Here is a 26,039-nt window from a genome sequence, read left to right as displayed (position 1 = left end):
TCAGCTCCCCGCACAGGTGGGTGTGAGCGTTCCCGCGGTGCCGGTGCCCTGGATGCCGAACTCGGTGTACTGCCCGGCGTTGACGTGTCCGTTGTAGGAGACGTTGCTCCAGCTGTTGCCGGAGCGGGTCACGTTCCAGGAGCTGGTCACCGTCGCGCCGCTGGGCAGTGTGAGCCCGACGGTCCAGCCGTTGATCGCGGCCGCGCCGGCCGTGACGCGCACGGTGACGACGAACCCGCCCGGCCACTGGTTCACCGACGTGGTGGCGGTGCAGCCGTTGCCGGTGCCGCCGCCCGGGCTCGACGGCGAGGTCGAGACGCTGGGGGAGACCGAGACGCTCGGCGAGACCGAGACGCTGGGGGAGGTGGAGACCGGCGGGGGCGAGGAGGTGCCGCCGCTGTTGAGCGCGTTCAGCGCCGACGTGTAGGCGGCCTTCTTGTTGCCGTTGTTGTCGAACAGCAGCGGGGTGTCGCCGCTGCGCCACGAGTCGCTGTCGCGGATGCCCCACACGGTGATGCCGGTGCAGCGGGCCACGGCCAGGCAGGACTTGACGACTGTGGCGTAGCTGTTGGCCTGGGCCGTGCCGGAGCCCTGGATGTCGAGCTCGGTGATCTGCACGTCGACGCCGAGGTCGGCGAAGCGCTGGAGGTTGGCCTGGTAGTCCGACGGCAGCGGGGAGCCGGAGTTGATGTGCGACTGGAAGCCGACGCAGTCGATGGGCACGCCGCGGGCCTTGAAGTCCTTGACCATGTTGTAGACGCCGGTGCTCTTCGCGTTGACGCCGTCGGTGTTGTAGTCGTTGTAGCAGAGCTTGGCGCCCGGGTCGGCGGCCCGCGCGGTCTTGAACGCGACCTCGATCCAGTCGTTGCCGGTGCGCTGCAGGTTGGAGTCGCGGCGCCCGCCGCCCCCGCCGTCGGCGAACGCCTCGTTCACCACGTCCCACGCGTAGATCTTGCCCTTGTAGTGGGTGGCGACGTTGGTGATGTGGTTGACCATCGCGTTGCGCAGCGCGGTGCCCTCCATGCCCTGGGCCCAGGGCGGCTGCTGCGAGTACCAGGCCAGGGCGTGCCCGCGCATCCGCTGGTTGTGCGCATTCGCGTGTGCGACGATCGCGTCGGCGCTGCTGTAGTTGAACGAACCCTGGCTGGGCTCGGTGGCGTCCCACTTCATTTCGTTCTCGGGCGTGATCATGTTGAACTCGCGGTCGAGAATGCCGCTGTAGGTGGCGTCGCTGAGCTTGTAGTTCGCGACGGCGGTACCGAAGTAGCGCCCGCTCTCGGCGGCCGAGGCGCCGAGTGTCGTGCCGGCCTCGGCGGTGCTCGCGAGGCTCACGACGACGGCGATCGCGGCCGCGCCGGCCAGCGCGACAGCGCCCCGGGTCCTGAAGTTTCTCATGGCGGTAAAGACCTCCGGACGGAATTGAAAATCCGCTTGCTCGCGGACCGCCTCCAGCATTACGGAAATGCGCCGGAAAGAAACGCCCGCGACCTCTCTTGCAGGTCGCGGGCGTTATCGATAATGCATTCTGTGAAACTTACAACAGCAAATCTTTCAGCCCTTTACTGAACCGGTTAAGCCACCCACGATACGGCGTTCGGCGAAGACGAAGAAACCGATCGCCGGGATCATCGAGGCGGCCGTGTAGGCCAGGATGCGGGCGGTGTCCTGGGCATACTGCGACTGGAACGCCGCCACCCCCAGTGGCAGCGTGAAGTCGGACGGGTCCGACAGCACGAGCACCGGCAGCAGGTACGCGTTCCAGCTCGTGACGAACGCCAGGATGGCCACGGTCGTCAGGGCCGGGCGGCTCAGTGGCAGCAGGATCCGCCAGAAGAACCCCAGCCGGCCCGCCCCGTCCATCGCCGCCGCGTCCTCCAGCTCGCCGGGAATGGCGTGCATGAACGGGCGCAGGATGACGATCGTGATCGGCAGTGAGAACGCCGCCTCCGGCAGGGCCACGCCGAGCGACTGCTCCAGCAGGCCCATCTGGCGCAGCAGGAGGTACAGCGGCAGCGCCGCGGCCGAGACGGGGAACAGCAGGCCGATGGTGAACAGCGTGTAGATGCCTTCGCGGCCCTTGAACTGGTAGCGCGACAGCGCGAACGCCGCCATCGCGCCGGCCGCGACCGCGAGGAACGTCGCGACCACGGCGATGAACGCGCTGTTGCCCATCGCCCGCCAGAACACCGACGAGGACAGCACCTCGGAGAAGTTGCTGAACACCCATGGGCTCGGCCAGCCGGCCGGTGAGTTGTTGAGCTGCGCGTTGGTGCGGAAGCCGCCCAGGATGGTGAACAGCAGCGGGACCAGGGTGACCCCGACGACGAGCAGGACCGCCAGGTAGCGAAACGGCGTGCCCAGCGTCAGCGACCTCGGCGCGGTCGCGGCTTTCGGCGCGGTCATGGCGGTCACTCCACGATCCGGGTCAGTGCGCCCTGGGTGTCACGGCGCAGAGCGAAACGCTGGTAGAGCAGCGCGAAGATGAAGCACACGATGAACAGCACGACGGAGACGGCGCTGCCGTAGCCGAACTCGTAGCGGGTGAAGCCGCGGTCGAGCAGGTAGACGGCCATGGTGCTGGAGGCGTTTGCGGGGCCGCCCAGCGTCATGATCCAGACCAGGTCGAACAGCTGCAGCGAGCCGATGACGGACAGGAAGATCCAGATCCGGATCGTCGGGCCGAGCAGCGGCAGCACGATGCTGCGCGTGGTCTGCCAGCTGGTGGCGCCGTCGGTCGCGGCCGCCTCCTTGAGCTCGGCCGGGATGCTCTGCAGGCCGGCCAGCAGCAGGATGATGCCGAAGCCGAGGTACTTCCAGGTGACGACGACGAACAGGGTGTACAGCACCAGGTCGCCGTCGGCCAGCCAGTCCTGGATGAGCCCGCCCGCCCCGACCGCCTTGAAGAGCTGGTCGACGAAGCCGTCCGGCTGCAGCATGAGCAGCCACACCACGGCGGTGATGGCCTCGGAGAGCACGTAGGGTGCGAACACGATGAGCCGCAGCACCGCCCGGCCCCGGATCTTGCCGTTGAGCATCAGGGCGATGCCGATCGCCAGCGGCAGCTGGATGACCAGGGACAGCACCGCGATGACGATGTTGTGCCAGAGCGACTGCCGGAAGACCTCGTCATCGAGGATGCGGGCGTAGTTGCCGAAGCCGAACCAGGTCCGCGGGCTGAACCCCGTCCACTTGTAGAAGCTGTAGTAGACCGAGGCCGCGATCGGCAGCAGCACGAACCCGACGAACAGAATCAGCGCCGGCGTCAGCAGCAGGGCCAGCTCGAGCCGCTTGGCCCGGCTCCCTCCCGGCCGGCGGGCCGGTCGCGCAGTGCGACCGGCCCGGGCCGAGGGTGCCGCCGCCACGGCAGTACCACTCGTTTGCGTCATGCCCCTGCTCTTTACTTGTTGGCGACGGCCTTGCCGAACGCGTCGACGATCCCTTGCGGACTGCCCTTGCCGGCGAAGAAGTCGGCGATCGCGTCGTTCAGGGCCTGGCCGACGCTGGTGGGCAGCGCCTGGTCGAAGTACACCTGGATGTACGGCGCCCCGTTCAGGTACTCCTGCACCGTCTTGAGCGACGCGTCCTGGATGGCCGAGATCGCCTTCGGGTTGGCCGGCAGTGTCGCCGTGTTCGAGGACACCAGCTTGGACTGCACGTCCGCGCTGGCGACGTACTTCAGGAAGTCGGCGCAGGCCGGGCCGGCCTTGACCGCACACGAGAAGCCGTCACCGCCGCCGAGCGCGGTGCCCGGGGTGCCCTTGCCGCCCTCGATGGTCGGGAACGGGAACCAGCTGAGCTTCGAGGCGAACTGCTTGTCCTCGGTCAGCGGGATCATCGTCGGCAGTTCCCAGTCACCCTGCAGCTCCATCGCGGCCTTGCCGTTGGCGACGAGGCCGGCCGAGCTGCCCGCACCCTGCTGGGCCGGGGTGCCCAGGAACGCGTCCTGGAACGGCTTGGTGTCCAGGAACGCCTTGAGGTCCTCGCCCGCCTTCACCCAGCACGGGTCGTCCATCTTGAGGTTCTTCACGGTGTTCTTGACGGTGTCGGTGGAGCACTCGCGGATCGCGAAGTACGACCACCAGAAAGCGTCGGGCCACTTGTCCTTGCTACCGATCGAGATCGGCGTGATGTTCTTGGCCTTGAGCTTGGTGACGGCGTCGTTGAGCTCGGCCATCGTCTTCGGTGCGCCCGCGATGCCGGCCTGCTCGAAGAGGTCCTTGCGGTACCAGAAGCCGACCACGTGCAGGTCGTAGGGAATGCCGTACTGCTTGCCGTCGACCTGCCAGCCCTGCGCGGCCCCGCCGAGCTCGGCGATCCAGGGCTTGACCTGCTCGGTCATGTCCAGAATCTTGCCCGACTCGACCTGCGTGGCCAGGGCGCCGCCGCCCCACTGCTGGAAGATGCTGGGCGGGTTCGGTGACTGCAGCGCCACCGAGATCTTCGTCTTGAGCGCCTCGTTCTGGGCCGGCTCGACCTTGAACGACACGTTCGGGTGGTCCTTGTGGTATTGGTCGGCGACCGACTGCCAGACGCCCAGGGCTGGGTCCTGGTTGCCGTTGTGCCACCAGGTGAGGGTGACCGGGGCGTTGGCATCGGTCGGTGCTTGAGTGCTGTCGTCTCCGCAAGCGGTCAAGGAGGGGAGCGTCATCGACAGGGCGATGGCGATCGCGGCCAGCCTCCGTGGGGTGCTCAGGCGGACGTTCAAATTGATCATCTCCTGACGGGGGCGTGGGCGAGCCAACAGGGGCTCGGCCCTCGATGACCGCAGAGTCTGCGCCTTTGTTACGAGCGTTGTCAATCGTTGTCGATAACGTTATCGGACGTTATTGTGCCCTCGTGAAGCCCAGTTCCCGAGTCACGATTCGCGACGTCGCGGCCACCGCCGGCGTCTCGGTCGCGACGGTCTCCAAGGTCCTCAATGCCCGCTACGGCGTGTCCGCGGCGACCAGCGCGCACGTCCAGGCCGTCATCCGTGACCTGGGCTACGAGGCGAGTCTGGTGGCGCAGAGCCTGCGCAACCACAAGACGAACGTGATCGGCATCCTCGTGGCCGACCTGGAGCCGTTCTCGACGGAGCTGCTCAAGGGTGCCGCGAAGGCGATCAAGGGCACTGGGTACGAGCTTGTCGTCTACTCGGCCGGCGGGCGCACCGTGGACCACGCCGGCTGGGAGCAGCGGTATCTTTCACGCTTGTCGGGCACCCTCGTCGACGGGGCCATCCTGGTCACGCCGACGGTGGTCGAGGTCGAGTTCGGGCAATCCGTGGTCGCCGTCGACCCCCACGCCGGGCCGACCGGGCTGCCAACGGTGGACTCCGACAACCTCGAGGGGGCGCGCAGCGGCGTGCGGCACCTCGTCGAGCTCGGGCACCGGCGCATCGCGCTGATCGGCGGGCGGCCCGACCTCGAGTCGGCCAAGGAGCGCGAGCAGGGCTACCGCGAGGAGCTCGCCCGGGCCGGGATCGACCCCGACCCCGACCTCATCCAGCCGGGCAACTACGACGCGGACGACTCCGCGGCCGCGGCCCGGCGGCTGCTGGATCGCCCCGACCGCCCCACGGCCCTCTTCGCCGCGAACGACACCTCGGCGATCGCGGCCATCGAGGTCGCCGTGGCCATGGGCCTGCGGGTGCCCGAGGACCTGTCCGTCGTCGGCTTCGACAACGTCCCCGAGGCGGCGCTGGCCAGCCCCTCACTGACCACAGTGGAACAGCCCATCCACGAGATGGGGCACCGCGCGATCGACCTGCTCATCCAGCTGATGAACGGCGAGCCGGTGGAGAACACCCACGTCCGGCTGGCCACGCGGCTCGTGGTGCGCCAGTCGACCGCACACCTGGAGACGGAGCGTTGAGCGTGACTGAAGCGTGGCGGGACCCGAAGCAGCCCGTCGCCGTGCGTGTGGCGGACCTGATGGCCCGGATGTCGTTGCGCGAGAAGGTGGCGCAGATGTACGGCGCCTGGCTCAACGTCGACGACACCGCCGGCGAGGTCGCCCCGCACCAGAGCGACCAGGCCCCCGACCCGATGGACTGGACCGAGCTGATCCGGCACGGCCTGGGCCAGGTGACCCGCGTCTACGGCTCCGCCCCGATCGAGCCCGCCGCCGGGGCCCGCCGCGTCGCCGACCTGCAGTCGCAGATCGTCGGGGGCGGCCGGTTCGGCATCCCGGCGATCGTGCACGAGGAGTGCCTCACCGGCCTGGCCGCCTGGCGCGCCCCGATCTTCCCGACGCCGCTGGCGTGGGGCGCCAGCTTCGACCCCGGGCTCGTCGAGCGGATGGCCGCCCACATCGGGCAGACCATGCGCCGGCTCGGCATCCACCAGGGCCTCGCCCCGGTCCTCGACGTCATCCGCGACGTGCGCTGGGGCCGCGTCGAGGAGACCATCGGCGAGGACCCGCACCTCGTCGGCACCATCGGCGCGGCCTACGTGCGCGGGCTGCAGTCGACCGGGATCGTGGCCACGCTCAAGCACTTCGTCGGCTACTCGGCCTCCCGCGCCGGGCGCAACCTCGCCCCGGTGTCGATCGGCCCGCGCGAGGTCGCCGACGTCCTGCTGCCCCCGTTCGAGATGGCCCTGCGGGCCGGTGCCCGCTCGGTGATGAACAACTACACCGACATCGACGGCGTGCCGGTCGCCGCGGACCGCACGCTGCTCACCGAGGTGCTGCGGGACCGCCTGGGCTTCGACGGCACCGTCGTGTCCGACTACTTCGCGATCGCCTTCCTTGAATCGTTGCATGGCGTCGCGGCCGACCGGGCCGAGGCGGCGGCGAACGCGCTGCGGGCCGGCATCGACGTCGAGCTGCCCGGCGTGAACTGCTACGGCAACCCGCTGCTCAAGGCCCTCGAGGCGGGCGACGTCGACGAGGCCCTGATCGACCGCGCGGTCGAGCGGGTCCTGCGCCAGAAGTGCGAGCTGGGCCTGCTCGACGACGGCTGGGCGGTGGAGCCGGAGTATCTGACCGATCCGTGCGCGCTCGACGACGCCGACGCCCGCGACATCGCCCGGCGCCTGGCCGAGCGCTCCATCGTCCTGCTGCGCAACGAGAGCGCGCTGCCGCTGCGCCCGGGCACCCGCCTGGCCGTCGTCGGCCCCGGCGCGAACCGCCCCGACGCCCTCTTCGGCTGCTACTCCTTCCCCCGCCACGTCGGCATCCACCACGAGGGCCTGGAGCTGGGCCTGGACGTCCAGACCGTCGTCGAAGCACTGCAGAACGACTTCTCGCTTGTGTACTCCCTGGGCTGCCCGGTCGAGGGAGGGTCCGACGAGGACATCGCCGCGGCCGCCACCGTCGCCGCGGACGCTGACGTCTGCGTCGCCGTGCTGGGCGACCTGGCCGGTCTGTTCGGCGCCGGCACCTCGGGCGAGGGCTGTGACGCCGCCGACCTGCGCCTGCCCGGCCGCCAGGAGGAGCTCCTGGAGGCGCTGCTGGCCACCGGCACGCCCGTCGTCCTCGTGGTGCTGGCCGGCCGCCCCTACGAGCTGTCCCGCCAGGTCGACCGCCTCGCCGCCGCGGTGTGCACGTTCTTCCCGGGCGAGCAGGGCGCGGCCGCCCTGGCCGGCGTCCTCACGGGCCGGGTCAACCCCTCGGGCCGGCTCCCGGTCGGCTTCCCCGGTGCCGGCGCCTCCCAGCCCGCCCCCTACCTGGCCGCCCCGCTCGGCCGTCTCAGCGAGGTGTCCACAGTGGACCCGAGCCAGCTCTTCCCGTTCGGCCACGGCCTGTCCTACGCCGACGCGGAGTGGGGCGCGGTGTCGCTGCACTCACCCGACGGGTGGGCGACCGACGGCGAGGTGGAGGTGACGGTGCCCCTGCACAACCCGGCGGATCGCGAGGTGTCCACCGTCGTGCAGATCTACGTCCACGACCCGGTGGCCGAGGTCGCCCGGCCGGTCCGCCAGCTCGTCGCCGCCCCGCGGGTCGACCTGGACCCGGGCGAGTCGCGCACGCTCGTCGTCACGCTGCACGCCGACCTGCTGTCCTACACCGGCCGTGACGGGCGCCGGCGCGTCGAGCCCGGCGACATCGAGCTGCTCGTGGCCCGGTCCAGCACGGACGTCCACACCGCGCTGCCCGTCCCGGTGGTCGGCCCGGTCCGCCACGTCGGCGCCTCCCGGCGGCTCAATCACACCGCCCGGGTGATCTGAGGGGGCATCCGGGAGCGGCACGCTCGGGTCAGGAGGTGCCGAGATGTGCCGATGGCTCGCCTACTCGGGTTCGCCGATCCTGCTGGCGGAGCTGCTGTACAAGCCCGAACACTCGCTCATCGACCAGAGCATGCACGCCCGCCTCGGGGTGGGCACCACGAACGGCGACGGTTTCGGCGTCGGCTGGTACACCCCGGGCGGGAACCCGGAGCCCACCCTGTTCCGCGGGACGGGCCCCGCCTGGGGCGACGAGAACCTCCGGGAGCTCGCCTACTCGGTGCGCTCCGGCCTGTTCCTGGCCCACATCCGGGCCAGCACCGGCACCCCCGTGCAGCAGACCAACTGCCACCCGTTCCGCCACGGCCGCTGGCTGTGGCTGCACAACGGGCGCATCCGCGACTACCCGAGGCTCAAACGCACCCTGACCATGGCCGTCGACCCCGGCCTGTTCCCGTACATCGGCGGCTCCACCGACTCGGAGCTGATGTTCTACCTGGCCCTGACGTTCGGCCTGGAGCGCGATCCGGTGGGCGCCGTCGAGCGGATGGTCGGGTGGGTCGAGCACGCGGGCCGCCGCGCGGGCGTCGACAACCCGGTCCAGATGACGGTCGCGACCTCCGACGGCGAGCGCCTGTGGGCCTTCCGCTACTCGACCGAACACAACAGCCGCTCGCTGTACTGCAGCACCGCCGTCGACACCCTGCGCTGCATGTATCCGGAGAACCCCGTGCTGCAGCGGGTCGCGGACAGCACGCGGATCGTCGTCTCCGAGCCCCTGGGCGGCCTGGTCGGCGCCTGGCAGCCGGTGGCCGAGTCGAGCTACGGGCTGGTGACCCGCGACTTCGACGTCGTGGGCCCGTTCCGCCCGGCCCAGCATCCCGACCCGGCGGCGCCCACCCCCGCCCTGGCCGATCTCACGCGGCTGTGACCGAGGGGGAGCCGCGGCTCCCCCTCGGCGTTCACACCGCCCGGGCCACCGCGATCGTGGCCGAGAGGCGCGGACCGGCCTCGTAGAACATGTAGTCGACGCCGCCGTCCGTGCCGAACGACGGGGCGGCGGCCCGGCCGTTGTCCGGCGCGCCCGTCAGCGCCGGGTGGAAGACGCCCAGGTGGACCTCGCGGTCGAAGGCGTTGCCGACCTCGGTGATGAACTGGTCGCCGCCGTTGCCGTGGTAGACGACGTAGGCCGTGCCGTTGCGCTTGAGCAGGTGGGCGCCGGAGATGTCGACCTGGCCGTCCGGGCCCGGGGTCACCAGCGGGGTCGGGTCGAACTGCCACGACTTGGCGTCCGCGGACCAGCCCCAGAAGATCTTCCGGGTGCCGCCGGTGACGCCCATGAACAGCATGACGTAGGTGTTGCCCAGGCCGGTGACCGTGTGCTCGAACACCCGGGCGTACGACGTCTCGGTCGTGCCGGGCACCATGGCCGTGCTCAGCACGACGCCGAAGTACGTGTAGTGCACGCCGTCGGTCGACCAGGCCATCCGGGTGGTGGTGTTCTCGCCGTGGAAGTACAGGTAGAACTTCTTGTTCGAGGCACTCCACAGCACGTGCGGTGACGACACGTGGCTCACCGAGTAGTACGGCGACCAGGTGTTGCTGACGATCGGGTTGGCCGGATACTCCGTGAACGGTCCCGACAGCGAGTTGCCGTACGCCAGGCAGATCCCGCCCGGCTTCTCGTGCGGCGCGTAGTAGAGGTAGTAGCGGCCGAGCCCGCCCGTGATCTTGTCGTAGACGCCCCGGATGCACGGAAAGATCAGCTCGTTCGTGGGGTTGTAGCGCAGTGCCGACTTGTTGAACGGCACACCGAGGTACTGGTAGTTCGGGAAACCGGCCGGCGCGGCGGACGCGGCTGTTGGCACCGAGAGGGCGCCGATGGCGGCGGCACCCGTGCTCAGCGCCGCTCCCTTGAGCAGTTGGCGGCGATTCATGGATGGGAGTGTGTGACCGCCACGAACGCCCGGTCAAGGTGCTAATACGAATTATCAATTGGCACCACCCCTTGACGAACGCCCGCCGATGGGTTCAGGATGGCCAACCATCGAGTGGTAATGCGCATTAGCACCGGAAAGGAAGCCGTGCCCCCGACGAAGCGGCGGCTGACGCAGCGGGACATCGCCCGCATGACAGGCGTCAGCCAGGCCACCGTGTCGCTCGTGCTCAACGGGCGTTCGGACGGTGACGTGCGCATCGCGCCCGAGACCCGGGAGCGGGTGCTGCAGGCCATCCGGGACAGCGGCTACGTCGCCGACCCGATCGCCCGCCGTCTCGCCGCCCGGGACAACCGGATCATCGGCGTGTTCACCTACGAGCCGGTGTTCCCGGCCGGCAACAGCGACTTCTACCACCCGTTCCTGGTCGGCATCGAGGAGCGGGCGGAGGCGCTGGGCAGCGACCTGCTGCTGCTGACCAGCGCTCCGGTGGTCGACGGGCGGCGCCGTATCTTCCACGAGGGCAACCGGCTGCGGCTGGCCGACGGCTGCATCCTGCTCGGCCGCTCGCTCGACCGCGACGAGCTGGCCCGGCTGGTCGCGGACGGGTTCCCGTTCGTCTCGGTCGGCCGCCGCGACGACGCCGGCGGGCCCGTGCCATACGTCGGCGCCGACTACGCGGGCGCGACGGCCACGCTCGTGCGCCGGGCGGTCGGCCTGGGCCACACGCGCCTGCTCTACATGGGGCAGGGCGAGGGCCCCGAGTCGCACGCCGACCGCAAGGCGGGCTTCGACCGGGCCGTCGCGGCGGCCGGCGTCACCGGCCTGCACCTACCGGCCGACGACCTCGGTGCGGTGCTGGGCAGCGGGGCGACGGCCGTGTTCGCCGAGGAGCACAGCGACGGCGTGGCCCTGCACGCGAGAGCGGCAAGCACCCCGTCCGGCGAAACGTTCGACGGGCCGGGCCCGGAAGCGCCGGGCACGTCGCCGTCCATCATCACGCTGGGGCAGCCGACGCGGCCCGTGAACGCCCCCGGCAACCACGACACCGAGTTCACCGGCTTCGAGATCCCGCGGCGGGAGATGGGGGCCCAGGCCCTGGAGGTGCTGACCGCCCTGATCGACGGGGCCAGGACCCAGATCCAGCGACTGCTGCCGTGCGCGCTCGTTCCCGGTACCACCCTAAGGAAAGTCGAACCATGAACACTGATGTCCTGATCGTCGGCGGAGGGCTCGGCGGGGTCGCCGCGGCGCTCGCCGCGCTCCGGGCGGGCCGGTCGGTCGTGCTCACCGAGGAGTACGACTGGCTCGGCGGCCAGCTCACCAGCCAGGCGGTACCGCCCGACGAGCACTCCTGGGTGGAGCAGTTCGGCATCACGGCGAGCTACCGGGCGCTGCGCACCGGCATCCGCGACTACTACCGCCGGCACTATCCGCTGACCACGGCGGCCCGCGCGTGGCGCGACCTGAACCCGGGCGCCGGGCACGTGAGCCGGCTCTGCCACGAGCCCCGGGTCGCGGTCGCCGTGCTCGAGTCCATGCTGATGCCGTACCGCAGCGGCGGCCGGCTGCGGGTCCTGCAGCCGTACGGGCCCGCGGCGGCCGACACCGACGGCGACCGGGTCACGGGCGTGACGCTGCGCCATCGCGACACGGGGGAGACCGTGCACGTCACGGCCGCCTACGTGCTCGACGCGACCGAGACCGGCGAGCTGCTCCCGCTGACCGGCACCGAGTACGTCACCGGCTTCGAGTCGCAGGCCGACACCGGTGAGCCGAGCGCGCCCGCCACCGCCCAGCCGGCCAACATGCAGGCCGTGTCGGTGTGCTTCGCGGTCGATCACGTCGACGGCGACCACACCATCGACCGCCCGGCCCGCTACGGCTTCTGGCGCGACTACACCCCGCCGTTCTGGGGCGGCCCGCTGCTGTCGTTCCGGGCCCCGAGCCCGCGCACGCTGGAGCCGGCCGAGCGCGTATTCGCGCCCAACCCGGGCGACGACCCGCTCGCCGTCGACGCCGACCAGCGCCGCAACCCGGGCGACAGCAACCTGTGGACGTTCCGGCGCATCGCGGCCCGGGACCTGTTCGCCCCGGGCGCCTACGCCAGCGACATCTGCCTGGTGAACTGGCCGATGCTCGACTACTTCGAGCACCCGGTCATCGATGTGCCCGACCCGGCCGCCCACCTGGCCGCGGCCCGGGAGCAGGCCCGCTCAGTGCTGTACTGGCTGCAGACCGAGGCCCCGCGCCCCGACGGCGGCACCGGCTTCCCGGGGCTGCGGCTGCGCGGCGACGTCACCGGCGGCGCCGACGGCCTGGCCCAGGCGCCGTACATCCGCGAGTCCCGGCGCATCCGGGCCGAGTACACGGTCGTGGAGCAGGACCTGGCCCTGGCCGTGCGCGGCGACAAGGGGGCCGTGCCGTATCACGACTCGGTCGGCGTCGGGATGTACCGCATCGACCTGCACCCGTCCACCGGCGGCGACCACTACATCGACGTCGGCTGCTGCCCGTTCCAGATCCCGCTCGGCGCGCTCATCCCGCGCCGAATGGACAACCTCCTGGCCGCCGGCAAGAACATCGGCACCACCCACATCACCAACGGCGCCTACCGCCTGCACCCCGTCGAGTGGAACGCCGGCGAGGCCGCCGGTGCGCTCGCCGCCTTCTGCCTGGACCGCGCGAGCACCCCCCGCGCGGTGCGCAACACCCCCGCCCTGCTCGAGGAGTTCCAGACCCGCCTGGACCGCGACGGCGTCGAACGGCACTGGCCCGACGTCGCCGGATATTAGTGAGGACGCCCCTGATGAGGATTCGCACAGCGTTAGCCGCACTGTCCGTGCTCGCCCTGGCCGCCTGTGGCGACGGCGGCGGCAGCACCCCCGCCGCCGTCGAGACCGGCCCCGTCGAGCTGCGCATGACGATCTGGTCGGCCAACGAGGCCCACCTGAAACTGTTCAACGACATCGCCGCGCAGTACAAGAGCGCGCACCCGAACGTCAGCGTCAAGTTCGACCCGCTGCCGTTCGAGTCGTACACCACCACGCTCACCACGCAGATCGCCGGTGGGAACGGCCCCGACCTGGCCTGGGTGCTGGAGGAGTCGGCACCGGACTTCGTCGGCTCCGGCGCCCTCGTGCCGCTGGAGAACCTCGACCAGCCCGACGACCTGACCCCGGCCGCGACCAAGCTGTGGCAGAGCGGGGGCAAGCTGTACGCGTACCCGTTCTCGACCTCGCCGTTCGGCATGTTCGTCAACACGGACCTGCTCAAGCAGGCCGGCCAGGACAGCCCGGCCGACCTCGTCACAGCCGGGCAGTGGACCTGGGACAAGGCGTTCGCCGAGGGCGCGGCCGTCAACGCGAAGACCGGCACGGCCGGGATCGTGGTCCGCGACTTCGACTACAAGACCTGGGGCAACCTGTCCACGGTCTGGACCGGCTGGGGCGCCCAGGCGTGGAGCGCCGACGGCAAGACCTGCGGCTTCAACGCGCCCGAGATGGTCGACGCCATGACCGCGCTGCACCAGGCCGTCTTCACGGCGAAAGCGATGCCAGGGCCAGGCGTGGCGGCCGACTTCTTCACCGGGCAGTCGGCGATGACCATCACGCAGATCTCCCGGGCGTCGCTGCTCAAGGACGCCAAGTTCGGCTGGGACCTGGTGCCGCTCCCGGCCGGCCCGAAGGGCAAATACTCCGTGGTGGGGCAGGCCGGGCTCGGGGTACTGAAGAAGTCGAAGCACGCCGGCACCGCCGCCGACTTCCTGTCGTTCTTCACCAACGCCGCCAACAGCGCCAAGCTCGCGCAGTACTTCCCGCCGGCCCGCAAGAGCCAGCTCAACGCGGAGACCATGGCCAAGACCAACCCGCTGCTCAAGCCGGCCCAGCTGCAGTCGGTCGTCATCGACGGCATCTCCAACGGCGTCGTCAAGCCCAGCCACACCGGCTCGGCCGAGATCGCCCAGAACGTCCGGGCCTCGCTCGACCCGCTGTGGAAGCCCGGCGCCGACGTCAAGTCCGTGCTCGACACCGTGTGCACCGGACTCAAGCCGTTGCTCGCGAAATGAGACGGGAGAACCTGGCCGGCTACCTGTTCATCCTGCCGCAGCTGGCCGGCACGGTGGTGTTCGTGCTCTTCCCGCTGGTGATGGTCGCCTGGTACAGCCTGCACGAGTGGAACGTCCTGGCCGACGAGTTCAACTTCGTCGGCGCGGACAACTACCGGCAGCTCGCCGACGACCCGAACCTGCCGAAGGTGCTCGCCGCCACCGGCCTGTTCTCGGCCGGGCTGCTCGTGCTCAACCTGAGCCTGGCGCTGCTGCTGGCCGTGCTGCTGAACCAGAAACTGCGCGGCACGATCGTGTTCCGCACGCTGTTCTTCTCACCGGTCGTCGTGTCAATGGTGGCCTGGACGATCGTGTGGGGGTTCCTCCTGCAGGACAACGGCGGCGTCAACGGCATCCTCGACGCGGTAGGTGTGCACGGTCCCAACTGGCTGCGCGGCGAGTGGACGGCGATGCTCGCGGTCGTCGTCGTGCAGGTCGTGAAGAACGTCGGGCTCAACATGGTGCTGTTCCTGGCCGCCCTGCAGGGTGTGCCGTCCGGGCTGTACGAGGCGGCCCGGCTGGACGGGGCGAGCGCCTGGCGGGCGTTCCGCAGCATCACGCTGCCCATGATCAGCCCGACGGTCCTGCTCACGTCCATCATCACGGTGGTCGGCTCGCTGCAGGTGTTCGCCCAGATCGCCGTGCTGACCCAGGGCGGCCCCGGCACGTCGACGACAGTGCTCGTGTACTACCTGTACCAGCAGGCGTTCCAGTTCCACCACTTCGGCTACGGCGCCACGCTGTCGCTGGTGCTGTTCGCCATCGTCCTGATCCTCACCACCGTGCAGTGGCAGCTGCGCAAGCGATGGGTGTTCCATGAGAACTGAAGGCAGCAGCCGCAAGGTCTGGCTGTACGGCCTGCTGTGCGTGCTGGCCATCCCGTTCGTGTTCCCCACCTGGTGGATGGCCACGTCCTCGGTGAAGCCGCTCGGCGACGTGTTCAAGTTCCCGCCGTCGCTGATCCCCACGTCGATCGACACGTCGGCCTACCGCCAGGTGTTCGAAGCGCAGCCGTTCGCGCAGCAGTACTTCAACAGCATGTACATCGCGGTCGTGTGCACGCTCGGCACGCTCGTCGTGTCGTCACTGGCCGGCTACGCGTTCGCCCGCATCCGCTTCCGCGGCCAGAACGCGCTGTTCCTGCTCGTGCTCACCGGGCTGCTCGTGCCGAGCGAGGTGACGATCGTGCCGCTGTTCCAGCTGTTCCAGCGCTGGCACATGATCGACACCCACTGGCCGCTCATCCTCGTGCCGATCTTCGGCGCGCCGAGCGTGCTGGCAACGTTCATCATGCGGCAGTTCTTCATCACCCTGCCGCCGGAGCTGGAGGAGGCCGGGCGCATCGACGGCCTGGGCCGATGGGGCCTGTTCCGCCGGGTCGCGCTGCCACTGGCCCGCCCGGCGCTGGGCGCGGTCTCGATCTTCACGTTCCTGCACAGCTGGAACCTGTATCTTGAGCCGATCGTGTTCCTGTCCACCCCGTCCAAGTTCACACTGCCGCAGGCGCTCACCCAGTTCGTCGACGCCTACGGCGGGCCGGCCTGGAATGTGCAGCTGTCGGCGGCGACGATGACCGCGATCCCGGTCCTGGTCGTCTTCGTCATCGCGCAGCGGCAGTTCATCGAGGGCCTGGCCCACACGGGACTGAAAGGCTGAGCCGCCGATGCCGCTGTCCGACCTGACCCTCGACGAGTGCCACGCCTACCGCAGCACCGCCACCGAACCGCCGGGCTTCGACGAGTTCTGGTCGCGGGCGCGCTCCAGCGGCGGCCCGGCCGACTTCGTGGAGGTCTCGACGAGCCTCAAAACGCTGCGGGTGTACGACGTGCGCTTCCCCGGCCACGCGGAGCAGCCCGTGCGCGGATGGTTCGTCACGCCGGCCGGGGCCGACGGGCCGCTGCCGTGCGTGGTGGAGTTCCCGGGGTACAACGGCGGCCGCGGGCTGCCGGAGGACTGCCTGCTCTACGCCTCGGCCGGCTACGCCCACCTGTTCATCGACGTCCGCGGCCAGGGCAGCGGCTGGCGCAGCGGTGACACCGAGGACCACGAGCCGGAGGGGACCGGGCCGCAGCACCCCGGGTTCATGACCCGCGGCATCCTCGACCCGGAGAAGCACTTCTACCGCCGTGTCGTGACCGACGCGGTCCGGGCCGTGCACGCCGCCCGGGCCCATCCGCTCGTCGACCCGGCCCGGGTCGCGGTCGCCGGTGTGAGCCAGGGTGGCGGCCTGGCCCTCGCCGTGGCCGGCCTGGTGCCCGACCTGGCCGCCGTGTCCGCCGACGTGCCGTTCCTGTGCGACATGCGCCGGGGCGCCGAGCGGGCCGCCACCGGGCCCTACCTGGAGATCGGCGGCTACCTGAAGGTGCACCGCGACCGGGCCGAGACCGTCTTCGCCACGCTCGGGCACTTCGACGGCGTCCACTTCGCCAGGCGCGCGACGGCTCCGGCCCTGTTCAGCGCGGCCCTGATGGACACCACCTGCCCGCCGTCGACGGTCTTCGGGGCCTATCACAACTACGCCGGCCCGAAGCGCATCGAGGTGTACCCGTTCAACGGCCACGAGGGCGGCGAGACCGTGCAGCACGCCGAGCGCCTGCGCTTCTTCGCGGACCTGCTGCACCCGTAGGGACGGTCGGCCGGCGGCGGCCATGATATGAACTGCACCGTGTCCGAACCCGATGAGCCGGCCCCCGCACCCGGCCGGTCGTTTCCCATCATCCCCGCCGCCCTCGCCATCGCGCTGCTGATCCTGCTGGCGGCGGGGGCGTACATCGCCGTGCAGGTGTCCGCCGGCCGTGACGCGGAGGCGGACCGGGCCGCCGCCGACGCCGCCCCGCGGCCGCAGGCTCCGGCCCCGAGCGTGACGATGTGCGTGAGCCCGGACGACGAGCGCTGCGTCCGGACCGCGACCCCCCTGCCGGTCGGCCTGGACCAGCTGCTGGAGGGTGCGCACATGAGCATGTCGGACCAGTGGCGCAACGACTCGGGCACGCATCTGGTGAGCACCCCGATCGACGCCAACACCGGCGCCCGCCTCAGCGTCACCCACGCGCAGCAGGAGGTGTACCAGCTGCGGTGCGAGGCCAACTCGACGGGCACGAGCCAGCTGACCGCGGCCGAGCTGGCGTTCCTCAAGACCTGCGGCGGCGCCGCCCTGGCCGGCAACGACCCGCTGAGCTCCCGCGCGGTCGAGTGGCTGGCGGCGAACGTCAACCCGGCCCCGAGCGGCTCGAGCCAGCGCTTCCAGTGCGGCGCCGTCCTCTTCTCGCTGAAGATCAGCGCGCTGCAGTCGGAGCTCGACGTGGTCGGCATCGGTGCCGAGTCTTACTGCGGGCCGGTCTGACGGGGCCTGGGCGGTACAAGGGGCGAGGAGCTCGGAGCCGCCGGTCGGGACATCGGAAGATCCAAGATCCCTGATACGGTCGCCCGGTGACGAACGGGGAAGCCGGGCAGCGTCGTCTGCCGGGATACGTGATCGGTTCCATCATCGCCACGGGCTTCGGCACCGGGTTCATCGCCGGCAACAGCGGGGGTCTGCCCGATCCGTGGCCGCAGATCCTGCGCATCGGCGCCGCCCTGTGCGCGGCCGCGCTCATCATCGCCACCTTCCGCACCCGGTCCGCCTCCACCGCCGCCCCGGCGTCGGGTCCGGCGCCCGCCGTGGAGCCCGTGCTGGCGCGGCAGGCCATGGGGCGCGGCTACTGGATCGTCGTCGCGATCGAGGCCATCGCGCTCTTCGGCGGGCTCTTCGTCATCAACGGCGTCCTGCACCGCTCCGAGGTCGCCGTGGCCTGGGTCGCGCTGATCGTCGGCCTGCACTTCTACGGCCTCGGCGCCGTGTGGCACGCCCCGATGTACCACTGGCTGGCCACGGCCATGACCGCCCTCGCGGTCGCCGGTTTCGTCACCTACGCGGCCGGCGGCTCCGCGGCCGCGGTCAGCGCCGTCGCCGGCGTCGGCTCCGGCGTCTGCCTGTACGGCGCCGTGCTCTGGGGCCTGCTGCGGGCCCGGCGCGGCCTGGCGGTCTGAGCACCGGACGCGGGTGAACCCGCTCCAGTCGAACCGGATGCCCCCGTTGGGGTCGCCGGCCGCCCAGGGCGCGGGCTGCACGAGACCGTCCGGGGGTCCGTCTCACTAGGGTGGGTGTATGACGACCGCGAATGCCAATGCGCTCACCGCCAGGTGGGCCGCCACCCTGGACGGCGACGGGACCGTGCTGTCCGGGGCCGGCGCCTATGTACTGCTGGCGCTGCTCGGGCCGTTCGCGGCCGGGGCGGCCCGCGACGAGCTGCTCGCCGTCGCGCCGACGCCGCTCGGGCTGCCCGGCTCGCCGGCGGCGCGGATGGCCGCCGCCGTGTGGTCACGCTCGGAGGTGCCGCTGACCGAAGAGTTCGCGGCGGCCGTGCCGGAGCACCTGCGCGGGAAGCTCACCGGTGACCCGGCGGTCGACCAGCCGGAGCTCGACGCCTGGGCGGCCGCACAGACCGACGGCGAGATCCCGGCGATGCCGATCCGGGTCGGCGCGGAGACGCTGATGGTCCTGGCCAGTGCGCTGGTCGTGCAGACCGCGTGGGCCGACCGGTTCGAGGACGGTGTGCAGCGGCCGCGGTCCGGGCCCTGGGCCGAGCGGGAGCTGGCCGGGCTGCACCGGCGCGGGCGCGGGGCGGCGGCACTGTCGGCGCTGCGGGTCGTGGACGGCGCGGACGGGCCGCTCACGCTGCTCACCGTGGCCGGCGAGGCCGACGTGGACGTCGTGCTCGCCCTCGGTGGGGCGGAGGTGCCGGCCTCCGTCGTGCTGCCCGCGGCGATCGCCGGGCTGGGCGCCGACGGCACGGCCGCCGTCGAGCGCGGCCCCGGCGTGAGCGTGCGCGAGATCGAGGCGGTCGACGACGAGCCGGAGCTGGTGGTCAGCACCGTGCGGTTCCGGGTCGGCGCGTCCCACGACCTGCTGGCGCACGCCGAGGTGTTCGGGCTGCGGGCGGCCACCGATACCGGCACCGGGCACTTTCCCGGGATGAGCCCGGTGCCCCTCGCCGTGTCGCAGGCCCGGCAGGACGCCGTCGCCGAGTTCACCGCCACGGGCTTCAAGGCGGCCGCCGTCACCGGGATCGCGATGCGGCTCGCCGGGGCGTTCTTCCCTCAGCTCGACAAGCGCAAGCAGGTCACGAGCGTGGTGTTCGACAGGCCGTTCGGCTTCCTCGCCGTGCACCGCCCGACCGGGCTCGTGCTCGTGGCCGGCTGGGTGGGCGAGGCCCAGCCGTTTCGCGGCTGAGCCGGCCCTGCTCTAGGGGGTCCAGCGCACGTTCGGGTTGATGTGCCCGGTCCAGTCGAACAGCGTCATGTTGTCCCACTGGTCGCCCGTGCCGTTGATGTTCTCCGGGGCCCAGCCGTTGCCCTTGATGGCGTACCAAGTCGGCTCCCAGTAGAAGACGCCGATCGCGCCGGCCGTGCGGGCCGTGTTCTGCACGGCGGTGAAGTTGCTCGCCTGGCCCTGCCAGGTCGCCGGGTAGCCGGAGCAGGGCGCGGAGCCGTTGATGGCGTTGGCCTCCGAGTCCGCGTTCGCCGCCGTGAACGGGTAGGCGGTCTCGGCCAGGATGACCGGCTTGCCGTAGCGGGTGCGCACGTCGTTGATGACGGTGGACAGGTTCGCGAGCGTGCCGTGCCACATGCAGTAGTACGACAGGCCGGTGATGTCCCAGGGCACGCCCTTGGCCCGGATGCCGTCGTAGAACCACCGGGCGTTCGCGTCGCTGTCGGCGTCGGCGGTGTGGATGATGACCTGGGTGCCGCTGTTGCAGGCCTTGGTGGCGTTGTACCCCTGCTTCAACAGCAGGCTCAGGTTCGTGAAGTCGTTGTTGACGACCTTGCCGTCGTTCCACAGCATGCCGACGTTGATCTCGTTGCCGATCTGCACGCTGTCCGGCGTCGTGCCCTGCGACTTGAGCGCGTTGCACACGCTCAGCGTGTAGTTGTACACGTCGCTCTGCAGGGCGCCGATGTCGTGCGACGACCAGGCGGCCGGCTTGTACTGCTTGCCCGGGTCGGCCCACGTGTCCGAGTAGTGGAAGTCGATCATCAGCTGCAGGCCCTTGGCCTTGGCCGCCCTCGCCTGGACCAGCACCTTGCTCAGGTTGTTGTACCCGCTCACCGGGTTGTTCCAGATGCGCAGCCGGACGTAGTTCAGGCCGATGCCCTTGAGGATGTCGAGGGGGTCGGCGGCGGTGCCCGACGCGTTGTAGTACTTGGCGCCGAGGTCCAGGCTGCGCTGCAGGGAGGACACGTCGGCGCCGCGCATGCTGATGGTCGCCGCGCCGGCGGGCGCGGCGGCCACGACGGCGTTGGTGACGGCGATGGCGGCGCCGAGGGCAGCGGCAGCCACGATTGAGATGGTTCTTCGCACGGGCTCTCCTTGGGTCGATCGCTTGTCGCTGTGAACGCTCCCAGTCTTCGGAGGCCCGTTTTCCCGTGTCAAGGCAGTGACAGATGTTGATGGAAACTGGGACCGTTCACGGTACGGTCCGGCCTCACGGCCGTGAAAGACCCAACTGGGCGAGCCACTCGTCGACCGGGTGGTCGAGGTCGTCGGCCTCGTCGAGCCAGTGGGCGGCCCGCTGCCGGTCGGCTTCGACGCCCTCGCCGGTGAGGTACATGACGCCGAGCGTGGCCGCGGCCCGTGCGTTCCCGGCCTTCGCGGCCCGCTCGTAGTACGCGACGGCCCGGGCCGGGTCCAGCGGCGCCCCGTTGCCGGTGGCGTGGGCGGCCCCGAGGTTGTACAGCGCACGGTCCTGGCCCAGGTCGGCCGCCCGCTGCAGCCAGCGGGCGCTCTCGGCGTCGTCGCGCTCGACTCCGGTACCCGTGGCGAACAGGACGTAAAGCTCGAAGGCCGCGTCGGCGTCGCCCTGCGCAGCGGCCCAGAGGTGGTGCTCGATCGCCGCACCGGGCCGGTCCAGCCACTGTTCGAGCAGGCCGTACTGGTAGGCGGTGGCCCCGTCGGCCCGGGCGTGCGGGCGCAGCAGGGCCCGGGCCGCCTCCCGGGCCGCCACCGAGGCCCCGCGGGCGCAGCGGGCGAACAGCACCGCACCCTCGTGGTCGCCGAGCCTGGCGGCCTCGGCGAAGGAGCGCAGCGCCCGGTCCTGCGGGTGGTCGGCCGGGTCGGCGAATGGCAGGTCCGGCGACCACGGCGCCGGCGGCAGGACGTCGCCGCTGGTGCCGAGGTAGCAGATGCCGAGCTCCCGCCAGGCCCGTGCGGTCCCGGCCGCCGAGAGCCCCGCCACCACCGTCCCGGCGGCCGAGAGGGGCAGGATGCCGAGCATCAGGTCGCCCCGGTTGATCCGATGGGCCAGTTCGACGTAGTCGTCCTCGATCACACAGCCGATTTTGTCGTACCCCGTCGGTAGGCTCCGGACATGGCCGACGCATTCGACACCAGGTCCGACTACCGCACCGCCATCGAGCAGGTCAGGACGGCCGCGGCCGCCTACTACAGCGGGCCGGACCTGGCGATGGACGATGCGGACTACGACGCGCTGATGCATCGGATCGCGGCCACCGAGGAGGCGCACCCGCAGTGGAAGCCGGAGGACTCCCCGACCGAGGTCGTCGCGGCCGGCGGGGGCGTCGTCGGCGACGTGGTGCACAGCGAGCCGATGCTGAGCCTCGACAACGTGTTCGACGAGGACTCCCTGCGCCGGTGGGCGGCCCGCCTCGACAAACTGCTCGGCCGCCCCGCCGCCGGTTACACGGTGGAGCCGAAGATCGACGGCCTGGCCGTCGCGGCCCGCTACGAGGACGGGCGCCTGGTCCAGGTGGCCACCCGCGGCGACGGGCGGGCCGGCGAGGACGTCACCGGCCAGGCCCGGCGGGCCGCGGGCCTGCCCGAGCGGCTGACCGAGCCGCTCACCATCGAGGTCCGCGGCGAGGTCTTCATGACCGACGCCGACTTCGAGGTCGCCAACGCCATGCGCACCGGCACCGGCGAGCCGCCCTTCGCCCACCCTCGCAGCGCCGCCGCCGGCACTCTGCGCGCCCAGGACCGCACCTACGACGCGCCGATGTCGTTCCTGGCCTACGGTGTGCGCGGCCTCGGCGACGGCCCGCACTCCGCCGCCATGGCCGAGCTGCAGCGCCTCGGCGTCGCCTCGACCGGTGGCGGCCCGGTGTGCGCGACGATCGACGAGATCCTGGTCGCGGTGAAGGAGCTCAGCGAGGGCCGGGCGACCCTCGGCTACGGCATCGACGGCGCCGTCATCAAGGCCGACGACCCCGCCGACCGCGACCAGGCCGGCTCGGGCAGCCGGGCACCGCGCTGGGGCATCGCCTATAAGTTCCCGGCCGACACCCGCACCACGCGCCTGAAGGCCATCGAGGTCCAGATCGGCCGGACCGGCGTCATCACGCCCGTCGCCGTCCTGGAGCCGGTCCAGATCAGCGGCGTCATCGTCACCTCGGCCACCCTGCACAACTTCGACGACCTGGTCCGGCGCAACGTCCGCGCCGGCGACACCGTCTTCGTCCGCCGCGCGGGCGACGTCATCCCCGAGATCACCGGAGCCAAGCTCGACGAGCGCCCCGCCGACTCCGTCCCGTTCGAGCCGCCCGCGCACTGCCCCCGCTGCGGCGGCGAGATCGACCGCACCCAGAAGCGCTGGCGGTGCACGACCGGCCGCGCCTGCGGCGCCCGCGAAGCCCTCTCGTACTACGCCAGCCGCGACTGCCTCGACATCGAGGGCCTCGGCGGCAAGATCATCGACATGCTCATCGCCTCCGGGCGCGTCACCGACCCGGCCGATCTGTACGACTTGGACGTACCGACGCTGAGCGCCTTCGACCGCATGGGCGAGGTCTCGGCGACCAAGCTCGTGACCGCCATCCAGGCCTCGAAGTCCCAGCCACTCGGCCGGGTGCTGACCGGCCTCGGCGTGCGCATGACGGGCCGCTCCATGTCCCGCCGCCTGGCCACCCACTTCGGCACCATGGACGCCCTGCTGGCCGCCACCCCGCTGGAACTGCAGGAGGTCGACGCGGTAGGCCCGGAGCGCGCCGTCACCATCGCCGCCGAGCTGGTCGAGCTCGCCCCGGTCATCGCCCGCCTGGCCGAGCGCGGCGTCAACATGACCGAACCGACCTACCGCCCCCGCCCCACCCCGGCCGACCCGTCCGCTCCCGCCGCCACCGACCCTTCCGCCACCAACCTCTCCGCGGCCGGCGCCGATGCGGACGGCACCCTGGCCACGCCAGGGGCTCGGCTACCCCTGCAGAAGGAGGACGGCACCCCGATGACTGTGGTCGTGACGGGCTCGGTCCCCGGCCTGACCCGCAACGAGGGCAACGAGGCCGTAGAACGCCTGGGCGGCCGCTCCTCCGGCTCCGTCTCCAAGAAGACCGACCTGGTCGTCGTGGGCGAGGGCGCCGGCTCAAAGGCCGCAAAAGCCGAAGCACTAGGCGTCACCATCATGCCCGCCGAAGCCTTCGCCGAACTCGTCCAAGCCTCCGGCCTCTAACCCCGCCCCCCAACCCCAACCCGCAACCCTCACCACCCAAACCCCATGCCAATTCGCGCTTTGTCGCCCCGCCTCAAGCCAATCCGCGCTTCGTCGCCCACGCCTCAAGCCAATCCGCGCGGCCGTCACCCATACCCAAGCCAATCCGCGGCTCCGTCGACCACAGCGCACGCCAACCCACAACCTCCGCCGCCGCGGCGTGCACTGCCCCGCAACCGTTGCGCCGCCCCGCAATCCGCGCACCGCCCCGTAACCCGTGCGGCCCACTATCCATGGCGCACTCGCAGCGCATGCCATTCGCAGCCCCATGCTTGCGGATGATCGCGCGTCGATCAGTAGCCGTGCGGGGCCACCGTCCATGCCGCATTTACAGCCGACGCGACCCGTGGCCCGTCGCCCACAGGCGCGCGCCGACCCGTAGCCGTGCAGGCCCGCCATCAATGCCGCGTCTGCAGCCGGCGCCCAAGCCGCAGCGCCTGCCGCTCACAGCCTCGCGCCAACGCACTGCCCGCCGCAGGTCCACCAGCGGCGGCCAGAAGGGTCGGGCGGTGGGGTGGCGGAGAGACCTTGCTGGGTTCGTTTCCGCTGATTCGCGGCGTGCCGCGCCCGTATCCGTGTCGCACTGGGTTGCGTCCGTGCCTCTGCCCGTCTCCATGCCCGTGCTCCGCGATCGTGCCCGGTGCCGCGTGCCCGCGCTCCGTGCCGCGTGCCTGTGCCCGTGCTCCGTGTCCGTGCCCGTGCGCGTTCCGCGTTCCCCGTGCCGCGTGTCCCGTGCTCCGTGCTCGTTTCTTTGCTCCGTATCCGTGTCCCGCGCTCGTTCCTGTGCTCCGTGCTCGTGCCCCCGTGCCGCGTGGCCCGTGTCCCGTGCTCGTTCCTGTGCTCCGTGCTCGTGCCCCCGTGCCGCGTGGCCCGTGTCCCGTGCTCGTTCCTGTGCTTCGTGCTCGTGCACGGGGAAGTGTCCGTGCTGTGACTGCGCACGGATTTGGCTGTGTCCTACTCGGGATGGACTCGTGCGCGGGGCTGTGCCTTGTGGCGGTTAGCGGCCCGGATATGGGCGATCCGGCGTAGGGCGTGCCGGGGGACGCCGGTGTGTGGGCGTCCGGGAGTTGGTCGTCTGCCTGTGTGAGCGACGAGGTGGTGTCCTCGTTGGCCGCGAGCGTGACGGCGCTCCGTCTACGGCAGCCTGGGTGGGCAGGGCGGTGATGGGGTGCCGGATCGGCGTACGGGCGGGTGTGCTTCGGCTGGTCCAGTGACCACGCGAGCATGCCTGGCCGTGCGTGCGGCACGGGTGGACCAGGTGGTCCTGTGCGGCTGCGGCAGGGGCTGACGCTGCGCTTGGCGCCGGAGGGTCCGGAAGATGGGACGAAGGTCGCGTGAAATGTACGCGCTTCAGATGGTGTTTTCCTGGCCGTTCGGCTTGAATTTTGCGCCCGCGGCGACAGGGTGGTCGGGGCGCGAGTTGGTTGATGGCTGGTGCAAGAGCGGCCCGGGCGGCGGGGACGTCGGACATTTCGTGATATCGCGGGACGGCGGGGGCGGTATGACAGTCGAGTGACAATTGTGGAAGTTGGCGCTTGGCGGTACGCCCTCGAGACAGCAAAACGCCCCAGGGAATGACCCCTGGGGCGCGGAAGTTTGCTGGTGTCAGCCGTTGAGCGGGCGGCGGCCGATCGCGATCACCGACTGGCCGAAGGGCGGGTTGAACGCCTTCTCCATGAGCCGGGTCATCGGGGCGACCGTGCTGTCGTAGAACTTGACGATCGGGCCGGGGCCGGGCATCTGCTTGAGGAGGCAGGTCGACACGTAGTACCCGATGAGGCCGAGCGAGTTGGCGTAGTGCAGCTTGACGATCTCGATGTCGGCCGCGTTCATGGCCGCGCGCATCGTCTTCTTGGTGTAGCGGCGCACGTGGCCGGTGGCGATGTCGGCCGGGCCCATGGCGAACGGGAAGGCCGGCACCACGTTGATGATGTAGCCGCCCGGGCGGACCAGCGACTTCATCGTGCGCAGGCCGCCGATGTCGTCGTCGATGTGCTCGAGCACGTTGTACGAGATCGCGGCGCTGTGGTCGCCGTTGACCTCGCTCGGCAGGAGCAGCTCGCGGACGGAAACGCCGGGGTGGTCGGAGAAGCGCTCCTTGAGCGCGACGATCCGGCCCGAGTCCGCCTCGGTCAGCGACATCTTCTCGGTGTGCTGGAGCCACTCCGCGGCGTAGTCGCCGAGACCCGCGGAGACCTCGATCGGATGGTCACCGAGGTAGGGCGTCGCGAACGCCACGAACCATTTGCGATGGTTCACCGCCATCGCCAGGCCCTCGAGCACCTCCGACTGGATGGCCTGGTCTCCG

21 protein-coding genes are annotated in these 26,039 nt (G+C 70.9%); 13 read left to right on the top strand and 8 right to left on the bottom strand.

The window, feature by feature from the left end; all coding sequences use genetic code 11:
* The 4 genes from Dvina_RS35510 to Dvina_RS35495 form a co-directional block, all read right to left on the bottom strand.
* The gene (locus Dvina_RS35510; protein ID WP_223093643.1) at positions 1–1,395 is read right to left on the bottom strand and encodes a glycoside hydrolase family 10 protein; all 1,395 of its coding nucleotides are present in this window, start codon (positions 1,393–1,395) and stop codon (positions 1–3) included.
* Positions 1,396–1,551: 156 nt separating this feature from the next.
* Positions 1,552–2,403: a carbohydrate ABC transporter permease gene (locus tag Dvina_RS35505; protein ID WP_223093642.1), complete on the bottom strand. Its 852-nt coding sequence runs from the start codon at positions 2,401–2,403 to the stop codon at positions 1,552–1,554.
* 5 nt (positions 2,404–2,408) lie between these two features.
* On the bottom strand, positions 2,409–3,386 hold the full coding sequence (locus tag Dvina_RS35500; RefSeq protein ID WP_223093641.1) for a carbohydrate ABC transporter permease: 978 nt from the start codon (positions 3,384–3,386) through the stop codon (positions 2,409–2,411).
* Positions 3,387–3,397: 11 nt separating this feature from the next.
* Positions 3,398–4,705, bottom strand: coding sequence for an ABC transporter substrate-binding protein (locus Dvina_RS35495; protein ID WP_223093640.1), 1,308 nt, complete (start codon positions 4,703–4,705; stop codon positions 3,398–3,400).
* A 131-nt stretch (positions 4,706–4,836) separates the two neighbouring features.
* On the opposite strand from Dvina_RS35495, the gene Dvina_RS35490 reads away from it, so the two are divergent.
* Genes Dvina_RS35490 through Dvina_RS35480 form a run of 3 tightly spaced genes read left to right on the top strand, consistent with a single transcriptional unit; the run spans position 4,837 to position 9,078 of the window.
* Entirely contained in the window at positions 4,837–5,853 is a 1,017-nt protein-coding gene (locus tag Dvina_RS35490; protein ID WP_246655533.1) for a LacI family DNA-binding transcriptional regulator, read from the top strand.
* A 2-nt stretch (positions 5,854–5,855) separates the two neighbouring features.
* Entirely contained in the window at positions 5,856–8,150 is a 2,295-nt protein-coding gene (locus tag Dvina_RS35485; protein WP_223093638.1) for a beta-glucosidase, read from the top strand.
* A gap of 43 nt (positions 8,151–8,193) precedes the next feature.
* Positions 8,194–9,078 (top strand): class II glutamine amidotransferase, encoded by an 885-nt coding sequence (locus Dvina_RS35480; RefSeq protein ID WP_223093637.1) that lies wholly within the window; start codon positions 8,194–8,196, stop codon positions 9,076–9,078.
* Positions 9,079–9,109: 31 nt separating this feature from the next.
* Here the strand turns inward: Dvina_RS35480 and Dvina_RS35475 are convergent, their stop codons facing one another.
* A complete protein-coding gene (locus Dvina_RS35475; RefSeq protein WP_223093636.1) occupies positions 9,110–10,084 on the bottom strand; it encodes a glycoside hydrolase family protein in 975 nt (324 codons plus the stop codon).
* A gap of 147 nt (positions 10,085–10,231) precedes the next feature.
* Here Dvina_RS35475 and Dvina_RS35470 point away from each other — a divergent pair, with 147 nt between their 5' ends.
* The 9 genes from Dvina_RS35470 to Dvina_RS35430 all read left to right on the top strand — a co-directional run bounded on the left by Dvina_RS35470 (position 10,232) and on the right by Dvina_RS35430 (position 19,464).
* Entirely contained in the window at positions 10,232–11,287 is a 1,056-nt protein-coding gene (locus Dvina_RS35470) for a LacI family DNA-binding transcriptional regulator (RefSeq protein WP_246655532.1), read from the top strand.
* Positions 11,284–12,879: an FAD-dependent oxidoreductase gene (locus Dvina_RS35465; RefSeq protein WP_223093635.1), complete on the top strand. Its 1,596-nt coding sequence runs from the start codon at positions 11,284–11,286 to the stop codon at positions 12,877–12,879. The genes Dvina_RS35470 and Dvina_RS35465 overlap by 4 nt, the downstream gene beginning before the upstream one ends.
* A 14-nt stretch (positions 12,880–12,893) precedes the next feature.
* On the top strand, positions 12,894–14,153 hold the full coding sequence (locus tag Dvina_RS35460) for an ABC transporter substrate-binding protein (RefSeq protein ID WP_223093634.1): 1,260 nt from the start codon (positions 12,894–12,896) through the stop codon (positions 14,151–14,153).
* Positions 14,150–15,019, top strand: a complete 870-nt coding sequence (locus Dvina_RS35455) for a carbohydrate ABC transporter permease (protein WP_223093633.1) — start codon at positions 14,150–14,152, stop codon at positions 15,017–15,019. The genes Dvina_RS35460 and Dvina_RS35455 overlap by 4 nt, the downstream gene beginning before the upstream one ends.
* The gene (locus Dvina_RS35450) at positions 15,009–15,848 is read left to right on the top strand and encodes a carbohydrate ABC transporter permease (protein WP_223093632.1); all 840 of its coding nucleotides are present in this window, start codon (positions 15,009–15,011) and stop codon (positions 15,846–15,848) included. The genes Dvina_RS35455 and Dvina_RS35450 overlap by 11 nt, the downstream gene beginning before the upstream one ends.
* Positions 15,849–15,855: 7 nt before the next feature.
* Positions 15,856–16,818 (top strand): acetylxylan esterase, encoded by a 963-nt coding sequence (locus Dvina_RS35445; protein WP_223093631.1) that lies wholly within the window; start codon positions 15,856–15,858, stop codon positions 16,816–16,818.
* A 39-nt stretch (positions 16,819–16,857) separates the two neighbouring features.
* Positions 16,858–17,535, top strand: a complete 678-nt coding sequence (locus Dvina_RS35440) for a hypothetical protein (RefSeq protein WP_223093630.1) — start codon at positions 16,858–16,860, stop codon at positions 17,533–17,535.
* Between the two features lie 86 nt (positions 17,536–17,621).
* On the top strand, positions 17,622–18,221 hold the full coding sequence (locus Dvina_RS35435) for a hypothetical protein (RefSeq protein WP_223093629.1): 600 nt from the start codon (positions 17,622–17,624) through the stop codon (positions 18,219–18,221).
* Between the two features lie 118 nt (positions 18,222–18,339).
* Entirely contained in the window at positions 18,340–19,464 is a 1,125-nt protein-coding gene (locus Dvina_RS35430; RefSeq protein WP_223093628.1) for a serpin family protein, read from the top strand.
* Between the two features lie 12 nt (positions 19,465–19,476).
* On the opposite strand, the gene Dvina_RS35425 is transcribed toward Dvina_RS35430, so the two are convergent.
* Positions 19,477–20,571, bottom strand: coding sequence for a glycoside hydrolase family 53 protein (locus Dvina_RS35425; RefSeq protein ID WP_380027916.1), 1,095 nt, complete (start codon positions 20,569–20,571; stop codon positions 19,477–19,479).
* Between the two features lie 145 nt (positions 20,572–20,716).
* Positions 20,717–21,559 (bottom strand): tetratricopeptide repeat protein, encoded by an 843-nt coding sequence (locus tag Dvina_RS35420; RefSeq protein ID WP_223093627.1) that lies wholly within the window; start codon positions 21,557–21,559, stop codon positions 20,717–20,719.
* Positions 21,560–21,598: 39 nt separating this feature from the next.
* Between Dvina_RS35420 and ligA the strand changes: the two genes are divergently transcribed.
* The gene (gene ligA / locus Dvina_RS35415; protein WP_223093626.1) at positions 21,599–23,692 is read left to right on the top strand and encodes an NAD-dependent DNA ligase LigA; all 2,094 of its coding nucleotides are present in this window, start codon (positions 21,599–21,601) and stop codon (positions 23,690–23,692) included.
* 1,644 nt (positions 23,693–25,336) lie between these two features.
* Here ligA and Dvina_RS35410 read toward each other — a convergent pair.
* A complete protein-coding gene (locus tag Dvina_RS35410) occupies positions 25,337–25,996 on the bottom strand; it encodes a class I SAM-dependent methyltransferase (RefSeq protein ID WP_223105886.1) in 660 nt (219 codons plus the stop codon).
* Between the last annotated feature and the right edge of the window lie 43 nt (positions 25,997–26,039).

Source organism: Dactylosporangium vinaceum (assembly GCF_019904175.1).
Lineage (GTDB): Bacteria > Actinomycetota > Actinomycetes > Mycobacteriales > Micromonosporaceae > Dactylosporangium > Dactylosporangium vinaceum.
This window is presented reverse-complemented; position numbering and strand designations above follow the sequence as displayed.